This is a genomic window from uncultured Veillonella sp., from assembly GCF_900545205.1.
In the GTDB taxonomy this organism is placed as follows: Bacteria; Bacillota; Negativicutes; order Veillonellales; family Veillonellaceae; genus Veillonella.
Genome location: NZ_UQYC01000065.1, coordinates 1 through 9,441, shown reverse-complemented (window position 1 = coordinate 9,441; position 9,441 = coordinate 1). Strand labels below are relative to the sequence as shown.

The 9,441-nt window shown below is 37.2% G+C and carries 9 protein-coding genes; all 9 read right to left on the bottom strand.

What is annotated here, in order from left to right:
* On the bottom strand, positions 1–460 hold a 460-nt coding region (gene sufU, locus QZR70_RS07250; RefSeq protein WP_295794146.1), incomplete at its 3' end, for a Fe-S cluster assembly sulfur transfer protein SufU.
* Positions 461–474: 14 nt separating this feature from the next.
* Entirely contained in the window at positions 475–1,704 is a 1,230-nt protein-coding gene (locus QZR70_RS07245; protein WP_295781761.1) for a SufS family cysteine desulfurase, read from the bottom strand.
* A 12-nt stretch (positions 1,705–1,716) separates the two neighbouring features.
* Positions 1,717–2,763, bottom strand: a complete 1,047-nt coding sequence (locus QZR70_RS07240) for a SufD family Fe-S cluster assembly protein (RefSeq protein ID WP_295794144.1) — start codon at positions 2,761–2,763, stop codon at positions 1,717–1,719.
* Between the two features lie 9 nt (positions 2,764–2,772).
* A complete protein-coding gene (gene sufB, locus QZR70_RS07235; protein ID WP_295231997.1) occupies positions 2,773–4,182 on the bottom strand; it encodes a Fe-S cluster assembly protein SufB in 1,410 nt (469 codons plus the stop codon).
* 8 nt (positions 4,183–4,190) lie between these two features.
* Positions 4,191–4,934 carry a Fe-S cluster assembly ATPase SufC gene (gene sufC, locus QZR70_RS07230; protein WP_039969146.1) on the bottom strand — a complete coding sequence of 248 codons (744 nt, stop codon included), beginning with the start codon at positions 4,932–4,934 and terminating at the stop codon, positions 4,191–4,193.
* A 296-nt stretch (positions 4,935–5,230) separates the two neighbouring features.
* Entirely contained in the window at positions 5,231–6,487 is a 1,257-nt protein-coding gene (locus QZR70_RS07225; protein WP_005386368.1) for a diaminopimelate decarboxylase, read from the bottom strand.
* 58 nt (positions 6,488–6,545) lie between these two features.
* Complete coding sequence (locus tag QZR70_RS07220) at positions 6,546–6,962, bottom strand: DoxX family protein (protein ID WP_295794142.1); 417 nt, start codon at positions 6,960–6,962, stop codon at positions 6,546–6,548.
* A gap of 248 nt (positions 6,963–7,210) precedes the next feature.
* Complete coding sequence (gene groL, locus QZR70_RS07215) at positions 7,211–8,836, bottom strand: chaperonin GroEL (RefSeq protein WP_295794139.1); 1,626 nt, start codon at positions 8,834–8,836, stop codon at positions 7,211–7,213.
* Between the two features lie 111 nt (positions 8,837–8,947).
* Entirely contained in the window at positions 8,948–9,229 is a 282-nt protein-coding gene (gene groES / locus QZR70_RS07210) for a co-chaperone GroES (protein ID WP_295794137.1), read from the bottom strand.
* Positions 9,230–9,441 lie beyond the last annotated feature (212 nt).

The window sequence follows — 9,441 nt, the reverse complement described above, 5'->3', positions numbered from 1 at the left end:
ACAAAAACCATAAAGGCAGGTAAAAACTTAAACATTGTTTCGTTAAAGCCTCTTTCAATGTATGCCATGCAAGAACTGCACATTTAACACGTGCTGGCATGTTAGAAATATTTTGCAATGCCATAGCATCTTCTAATTCTTCTAACTCATTTTCATCGGTAATCTCTTTTTTGATCATACCTAAGAAAATTTCTACCAAACGAAGAGCTTCCTCAACGGATTTGCCCTTGATGATATCAATCATCATAGATGCAGATGCTTGGCTAATAGCACAACCAGAACCGGTGTAAGCAGCATCTTTGATAATGCCATCTTCTACGTTGAGTTGTAATGTTAGATCATCACCACAACTAGGGTTATGGCCATGTTCAGAATTTGTAAAATGAGCTAACTCATGTTTATTACGCTTATCTTGGTTATGTTCCAAAATAAGTTCTGTATATAATTGATCCATTTCCATTGATGGTAAATCTCCTAATCTTTAAAACCCATTACTGAGCGAACTGTCTTCAATACTTCTAGGAATGCATCTAGATCTTCCTTACGAGTATATAAGTACATGCTTAGACGAGTAGATGCAGATACATTGTAGAATGCACCTAATGGTTGTGCACAATGGTGTCCAGAACGAACACAAATGCCTTTAGAGTCCAAAATCGTAGCTACATCATGAGGATGTACATCATCTACAGTGAATGCAATTACACCATGTTTTTCCTTAGGATTTTGAGAACCAATCACATGAACATGTGGTAATGCAACAATTTTAGGAAGAATATATGCTACTAGTTCCTCTTCATAAGCTTCAATAGCATCCATGCCAAAGGATTCTAAATAATCAATTGCCGCATGTAAGGAAACGGCGCCATCAGCATTTGGTGTACCTGCTTCAAACTTATATGGAAGCTCATTGAATGTAGCAGTTTGTTCTTTTACATATTCAATCATATCCCCACCCAATAGGAAAGGTGGCATCGCTTCTAATAACTCACGTTTACCATAAAGTACACCAATACCTTGAGATGCACACATTTTATGACCAGAGAATACGAAGAAATCGCAATCTAATGCTTGAACGTCGATTTTTTTATGAGGTGTAGATTGAGCACCATCTAGAACAACAATAGCGCCTACAGAGTGAGCCTTTTCAGTTAATTCTTTTACTGGGAATTCCATACCAAGCACGTTACTAACATGAGCAAAAGCGACGATTTTAGTATTTTCATCAATTTTATTGATTTCACCATCTTTTAAATGACCATGTTCATCAAGGTACATGTATTCTAAGGTTGCCCCTGTTTGTTCTGCCACATATTGCCATGTTACAAGATTAGCATGATGTTCAGCAACAGTAATGACAATCTTGTCACCTTTTTTCACATTATGAAGACCATAGCTGTGGGCAATCAAGTTCATAGATTCCGTACTATTACGTGTAAATACGACTTCTTCACGTTCGCGAGCATTGATAAATTCAACTACGCGATCCCGTGCATTTTCATAGTCTTCAGATGCTTCAATAGCCAAAATATGAGAACCACGATGTGGATTACCATTACGTTGTGTCATATGTTCCACAACACGGTCAATTACGGACTGTGGAATTTGTGCAGTAGCACCGCTATCTAAATAGATAACGCGGTGCCCATTATGCTCTTTATGTAATATAGGAAAGTCTTTGTATGCTTCTGCAATTGGTCTCATAAAAACGCCTCTTTAAATTTTATTACGTACAGCTGCTAATGCTGCTTCTTCAATCGTTTCATCACCAATGCGATCAATAATAGGTCGAATCATAGATTCAACAATAATATGTTTTGCTTCTACTTCACTAAAGCCACGGCTCATGATATAGAACAATTTATTATGATCAATTTGGCCTGCACTTGCTGCATGGTTACCAACTACATTATCTTCTTTACACAATAAAAGTGGCAAGGAGATAGATTTTACAGTAGGGTCTAACAACAAGCAAGTATCTTCTTCCGCGCCTTCAGAAGCTGTTGCACCATGAAGGAAATCAAGAGTACCACGGAAGGATTTTTTAGAATTACCGCTAAGAGCACCTAGGGTATGAATATCACTGTAGGACTTTTTACCACCATGACTCATAACCATAGAAATATCAAATTTTTGCTCTTTATTACCAAGATAAGCAATGTCATGAATCATACGAGATTCTTGACCTACTAAATCGTGATAGTAATTCAAGATGTTTTCACTACCACCAATTTCAATATTGATGTATTCTACATCTGCTTTATCTTCTAATTTAGTGTAACGATGCTCGATATGTTGTACATGTTCAGGTAAAAGATTTACCTTTTTCACTACAACTTTACCAGCTTCTTTAACATCGTATTCGTTTAAATAGCTAACATTTGTCAATGCATCGCCAGAACCTGTTACATAGAATTGTACTTCTAATTCAGCACCTTCTCCAACGATAAATTGGAAACGGTTTGCCACACGAGCATTAGCATCAATGCGGATACCTACTACTTCTTTCGCTTTAGCAGGTACATTGATAGCATAGCCTTCCGCTTTTTCCACTAATTCTAGAACAGCTTCTTTATTGGCACCTTCATAATTACCATCTAGTAATGCTGTACCAGTAGGTAATGGTGAAAGAATATTTTGATTCGCTTCTACAGCGATGGATTGTACCGCTGCATCTTCTCCAGCTAGAGAGCTTACAGTATGATTAACGCGTAACCATCTGAATGTCGGTCTAGGGAGTTCATTAAATAGTAATTCGCTCATAATTCCTCCTTAACCGATAGAACCTTCTAATTCAAGATTGATTAGATTGTTCATTTCTACTGCATATTCTAGTGGCAATTCTTTAGAGATTGGCTCTACGAAACCACGAACAAGCATAGCACGAGCTTCTTCTTCGCTGATACCACGAGTCATAAGGTAGAAAATTGCTTCATCGGAAATACGACCGATTTTTGCTTCATGACCTAAATCCACATTATCGTTTTCTACGATAATTGCTGGGATTGTATCAGATTGAGACTCAGCATCAAGCATCAAGGATTCACAAGAAACTGTTGCTTTAGAATGTTCAGCTTTAGGACCAATTTTCAAAAGGCCACGGTAAATTGCAGCGCCACCGGATTTAGAGATGGATTTAGAGTTTACATTACTTGTTGTATATGGTGCATTATGTACTACTTTACAGCCTGTATCAAGGAATTGACCTTCACCAGCGAATGTTACACCTGTAAATTCAGCATGTGCACCTTCACCGTTAAGAATACTCATTGGGTACAAACAAGAAACTCGGGAACCAAAGGAACCAGATACCCACTCGATAGTACCGTTTTTACCTACTACACAACGTTTTGTGTTAAGGTTGTACATATTTTTGGACCAGTTTTCAATTGTAGAGTAACGCAATGTAGCATTGTCTTTAACGAACAATTCAACAGCGCCGGCATGAAGGTTAGATACATCATACTTAGGAGCAGAGCAACCTTCGATAAAGTGCAATTTAGCACCTTCTTCTACAATAATCATAGTATGTTCAAACTGACCAGCACCTGGTGCATTCAAGCGGAAGTAAGATTGCAATGGAATCTCTACTTGTACGCCTGCTGGAACGTATACGAAGGAACCGCCAGACCAAACTGCACCATGAAGAGCAGCCCATTTATGGTCTGTAGGTGGAATCAATGTCATCCAGTATTTTTTTACGATTTCTTCATGCTCATGTAATGCTGTTTCAATATCAGTATAGATAACACCTTGTTTAACAAGATCTTCTTGAATACTGTGGTAAACAACTTCAGAGTCATATTGCGCACCAACACCAGCAAGAGATGTTTTTTCCGCTTCTGGAATACCTAAGCGGTCAAAGGTGCTTTTAATTTCTTCTGGAACTTCGTCCCAGTTTTCTTTCATATCTACTTTAGGCTTAACATAAGTATGGATGTTAGCCATATCTAAGCCAGAAATATCAGGAATCCAGTTTGGAATACCCATACGATTGTAGATTTCTAAAGATTTCAAACGGAAGTCAAGCATCCATTCAGGTTCATTTTTATTAGACCAAATTTCACGGATAATATCTTCTGTCAAACCGGCATCAGAAATATAAGAATATTCAAAGTCATTCTTAATATCATAGACACCACGGTCCATATCCGCGACTTGGGTTTTCTTTCTTTCTTCCATTGTGCCTCCTATGCTAATGCTTTGTATGCGTCGTAACCTTTTTCTTCGATTTCACGTACAAGAGAAGCATCACCAGTTTTAACGATCTTACCGTTGATCAATACATGAACATAGTCAGGTTTTAATTTTTGCAAGATTTGGTTGTGGTGAGTGATGATCAATACAGCATTGTCTTCGTTGTGGAAACGTTGTACGCCTTCGGATACGATACGAACTGCATCTACGTCAAGACCGGAGTCAGTTTCATCAAGAATAGCCAATTTAGGATTCAAAATGGACATTTGAAGAATTTCATTTTTCTTGCGTTCACCACCGGAGAAACCTTCATTTACATAACGTTGTGCGTAGGACAAATCAAAGGATAATTCATCCATTTTTTCTTTCAATTCTTTTTTGAAGGATAAGGCACGTACATTTTCACCAGTAATTGTAGATTTCGCTGTACGAATGAAGTTTTCTACAGTGATACCAGGAATAGAAATTGGGTTTTGGAAGGACATGAAAATACCAGCTTTTGCACGATCGTTTACTGCATCTTCTGTAATATCTTTACCATCAAAAATAATGGAGCCGCTGTCTACAGTATATGTAGAGTTACCCATGATAGCATTAGCAAGTGTAGACTTACCTGCACCATTTGTGCCCATTACAACGTGAATTTCACCTTTATTAATTGTTAAGTTGATACCTTTCAAGATTTGTTTATCTTCAACGGATACCTTTAAATCTTTTATCTGAAGTAATTCAGCCAAAATGTTCACTCCTTTTTATTATGTATCCTCAATATCGAGGCATACAATCGTTATATGTAAAACGTATATACTGACACATATAAAAAGGCGGTACGCACTAACGTGAATACCGCCGTAATTCTCGCCAACTTAGCAAGTATGTGCATAACAATCTACAATTATTATACATTCTTATCTAAATGATAGCAAGATATTCCTACTAAAATATACAGGAATTAAAAGAATATCATATATTACATATATTGATAGGCTTTTAATAATATTCATTCTCATCCTATTCGATTCTCAATATTAAATTATAGGTTGGAGAAATCGAGAGTGCCAAACAAATCATCATATGTTTCAGCACGACGAATTTGTGTTACAGAGCCATCTTTATGTAATAATAACTCAGCAGAACGTAATTTACCATTATAGTTAAAGCCCATGGAGTGACCATGTGCACCAGCATCGTGAATGATGATACGATCGCCAATATCAATTTTTGGCAACTCACGTTGAATAGCAAATTTATCATTATTTTCACATAAAGAACCTGTTACATCATATACATGGTCCTTAGGCGCATTCTCTTTCCCCATAACAGTAATATGGTGATAAGAGCCATATAATGCTGGACGCATAAGATTTGCCATACAAGAATCAAGACCAATGTAATGACGATAAATATCTTTTTTATGAATCGCTGTAGAAACAAGGTACCCAAATGGACCTGTAACCATACGACCACATTCATAAGCTAATGCTACATCACCAAGACCATTAGCTACGAGAATTCTATTGTAAGCCTCTTCTACACCCTTGCTAAGCGCTTTGAAATCTACAGGTGTTTGTTCTGGTTTATAAGCAACACCTACGCCACCACCAAGATCGATAAACTCAACATTGATGCCTAGTTCATTTTTGATATCTACAGCAAGATTGAAGCAAAGTTCAGCAGTGCCAACTAAGCCATCGATATCAAGCTCATTAGAAACAACCATTGTATGGATACCAAAGTGTTTTACACCTTTTGCTTGTAGTTGTTTGTATGCTTCAAAAATTTGTTCACGAGTCATACCGTATTTAGCTTCTTCAGGAAGGCCAATAATTGTATTGCCACCTTCTTTTAAGGAGCCTGGGTTATAACGAACGCAGAACGTATCAGGCAAAGAACCATGATTTTTTTCTAAATATTCAATATGAGTAATATCATCTAGGTTGATAATAGCACCCATTTCTAATGCTTTTTTATATTCCACATAAGGTGTGTCATTAGATGTGAACATAATATCATGACCTGTAATGCCCACTTTTTCGCATAGCATCAACTCTGCCAAGGAAGAGCAGTCTGCACCTACGCCAAGTTTTTGTAACACACGCATAATATATGGATTTGGAGTCGCTTTTACAGCAAAATATTGTTTAAACCCTTTATTCCAAGAAAATGCATCGATGAAAGATTTCATATTTTCAATGATACCTTCTTCATCGTAAATATGAAATGGCGTTGGATATTGGGCAATAATATTTTCTAATTGTTCAGCTGTAAACGGAACTGTTTTTGTATTCATAATAACCTCGCTACACAAATAAAAGACTCATCAATCGACGAGTCTATTATCCTAATTATTATTTAAATAAAGCTTTATCTAGGCTATAGCGACCAGCACCAACAAAGAACAACATAAGTGCACCGAATCCCATTTGAGATGGATAATCCCAGCTAAAGAAGCTGCCACTAAGACTTAATGTTGTTGCCATAGCTAATGTACCTATAAGTAGCAAAGATCCAATTCGTGTAAACAGACCAATTGCTATAAGTACGCCACCTATCATTTCTGCATATGCTGCCATAGTACCTAATATTTCATAACCACCAGGTACACCTAATGGTGCCAACATAGCTCCAACTTTATAAAGGCCTTCAGCACCGCTCAAATACTTTAAATATCCATGATAAAACATGGAAATACCAAGTGCCAAACGATAAACTAAGAGGCCGAAATTAACATAATTAGGTTTACTTTTAAAAATAAAGCTCAACATAGTAATCCTTCTTTCAGGTTAAACAACATCGAAATAATTCGATAACCATATTATAAAGGTCAGTAACTACTGTGTCAAACTAGACTCAATATTAAATTCTATAGAATTATAACATATGTTGTATACAAAATCAATTTTATCGATTTGATAATCCACATACAAAAATAATCCTAATGAAAAAGTGAACATATAGTTCCTAATTCATTAGGATTATTCTAAATCTTATAGATTATGTGCTAAGCAGTTGATTACATCATACCGCCCATGCCACCCATTGGAGGCATTGCAGGTACTGCAGCATTTTCTTCTACTTTGTCAGCTACGATTGTTTCAGTAGTCAATACAAGAGATGCGATGGATGCAGCATTTTGAAGAGCAGAACGTGTAACTTTTGCAGGATCCACGATACCAGCTTTTACCATGTCGATGTATTCTTCAGTCAAAGCATTGAAACCAACGCCAGCTTCAGTGTTTTTAACTTTTTCAACTACAACGGAACCTTCAAGACCAGCATTATAAGCGATTTGACGAAGTGGTTCTTCTACTGCACGTTTAACAAGGTTAATACCAGTTTGAACATCACCAGTAGCTTCCAATGTGTTCAATGCAGGGATGATATCGATGAATGTAGTACCACCACCAGCTACGATACCTTCTTCAACAGCAGCACGAGTTGCGTTCAATGCGTCTTCGATACGAAGTTTTTTATCTTTCATTTCTACTTCTGTAGCAGCACCTACTTCGATAACTGCAACACCACCGGACAATTTAGCAAGACGTTCTTGTAATTTTTCACGGTCGAATTCAGAAGTTGTTTCTTCTACTTGTGCACGGATTTGGCTAACGCGTTTAGCGATAACATCTTTATCGCCTACACCATCGATGATTGTAGTTTCATCTTTAGTGATACGAACTTGACGAGCTGTACCAAGATCTGTAAGTTCTACAGAATCAAGTTTACGGCCCATATCTTCAGTAATTACAGTGCCACCAGTCAAAATAGCGATATCTTCAAGCATAGCTTTACGACGGTCACCGAAGCCAGGAGCTTTAACTGCTACAGCTTTGAATGTACCACGTAAGCGGTTTACTACCAATGTAGCCAATGCTTCACCTTCTACATCTTCAGCGATGATAAGAAGTTCTTTACCTGCTTTTACAACTTTTTCAAGTGTTGGCAACATATCTGCGATAGCACTAATTTTACGGTCAGTAATCAAGATGTATGGGTTATCCATAACTGCTTCCATACGGTCAGGATCAGTTACCATGTATGGGGAAATGTAACCGCGGTCGAATTGCATACCTTCTACTACGTTTAATGCTGTTTGCAAGCCTTTGGATTCTTCTACAGTGATAACGCCGTCGTTACCAACTTTTTCCATAGCTTCAGCAATCAAACCACCAATTTCTTCATCAGCTGCAGATACGCTAGCAACTTGTGCGATTTCAGCTTTACCAGAAACTTTAATGGAGCGTTTTTTAATTTCTTCTACCAAAGTTTTTACTGCTGTTTCAATACCTTTTTTCAAGATCATTGGGTTAGCACCAGCTGCTACGTTGCGCATACCTTCTTGAATCATAGCTTGTGCCAATACAGTTGCAGTAGTAGTACCGTCACCTGCTACGTCATTAGTTTTAGTAGCAACTTCTTTAACTAATTGAGCACCCATGTTTTCAAATGGATCTGGAAGTTCGATATCACGAGCAATTGTTACACCATCGTTTGTGATTGTTGGAGAACCGAATTTTTTATCCAATACAACATTACGGCCTTTTGGTCCTAATGTAACTTTTACAGCATTTGCCAATTGATCAACGCCACGGCCTAATGCGCGACGAGCTTCTTCATTAAACAAGATTTCTTTTGCCATATGTATTACCTCCTAGATAGTAACACTATCCAATGTAATGAATTATATGCCCTAAAGCAATAAGTAATATATCAATAGTATAGTTAGCCTGATAAAGCTATAAGTTAGCTATTATAATACTGCTAAGATATCGCGTTCGCTAATGATCAAATGAGTAGCGCCATCGATTTCTAATTCGCTACCTGCATATTTTGCGAACATAACAGTATCGCCAACTTTAACTTCTGGAGCTACACGTTGACCATTGTCATATACTTTACCAGCACCTACAGCTACAACTACACCTTCTTGAGGTTTTTCTTTTGCTGTATCAGGAAGGAAAATACCACTTTTAGTTTTTTCTTCTTTTGCTTCTAAACGGAGAAGAACGCGGTCAGCTAATGGTTTTAACATATGATGTCACTCCTTATTTACTAGTTATTATTTACAATTTATTAGCACTCTAAGTTACCGAGTGCTAATTACATGTATTATTATAACCGATGTCAAAATAAATGCAAGCAGAAATTTTGATTTTTTGACTTTTTAGTTTTTATTTGATGTTAGACACAATCATAACCACCCGTAGAACGGGTGGTTTGCTCTGACCCTATAAGGGTCTTTCT

What these genes read in the sequence shown, in the direction of transcription:
- QZR70_RS07245 (WP_295781761.1), bottom strand. Translation starts at nt 1,704, where the DNA reads ATGAGACCAATTGCAGAAGCATACAAAGACTTTCCTATATTACATAAA.
- QZR70_RS07240 (WP_295794144.1), bottom strand. Translation starts at nt 2,763, where the DNA reads ATGAGCGAATTACTATTTAATGAACTCCCTAGACCGACATTCAGATGG.
- sufB (WP_295231997.1), bottom strand. Translation starts at nt 4,182, where the DNA reads ATGGAAGAAAGAAAGAAAACCCAAGTCGCGGATATGGACCGTGGTGTC.
- QZR70_RS07225 (WP_005386368.1), bottom strand. Translation starts at nt 6,487, where the DNA reads ATGAATACAAAAACAGTTCCGTTTACAGCTGAACAATTAGAAAATATT.
- QZR70_RS07220 (WP_295794142.1), bottom strand. Translation starts at nt 6,962, where the DNA reads ATGTTGAGCTTTATTTTTAAAAGTAAACCTAATTATGTTAATTTCGGC.
- groL (WP_295794139.1), bottom strand. Translation starts at nt 8,836, where the DNA reads ATGGCAAAAGAAATCTTGTTTAATGAAGAAGCTCGTCGCGCATTAGGC.
- groES (WP_295794137.1), bottom strand. Translation starts at nt 9,229, where the DNA reads ATGTTAAAACCATTAGCTGACCGCGTTCTTCTCCGTTTAGAAGCAAAA.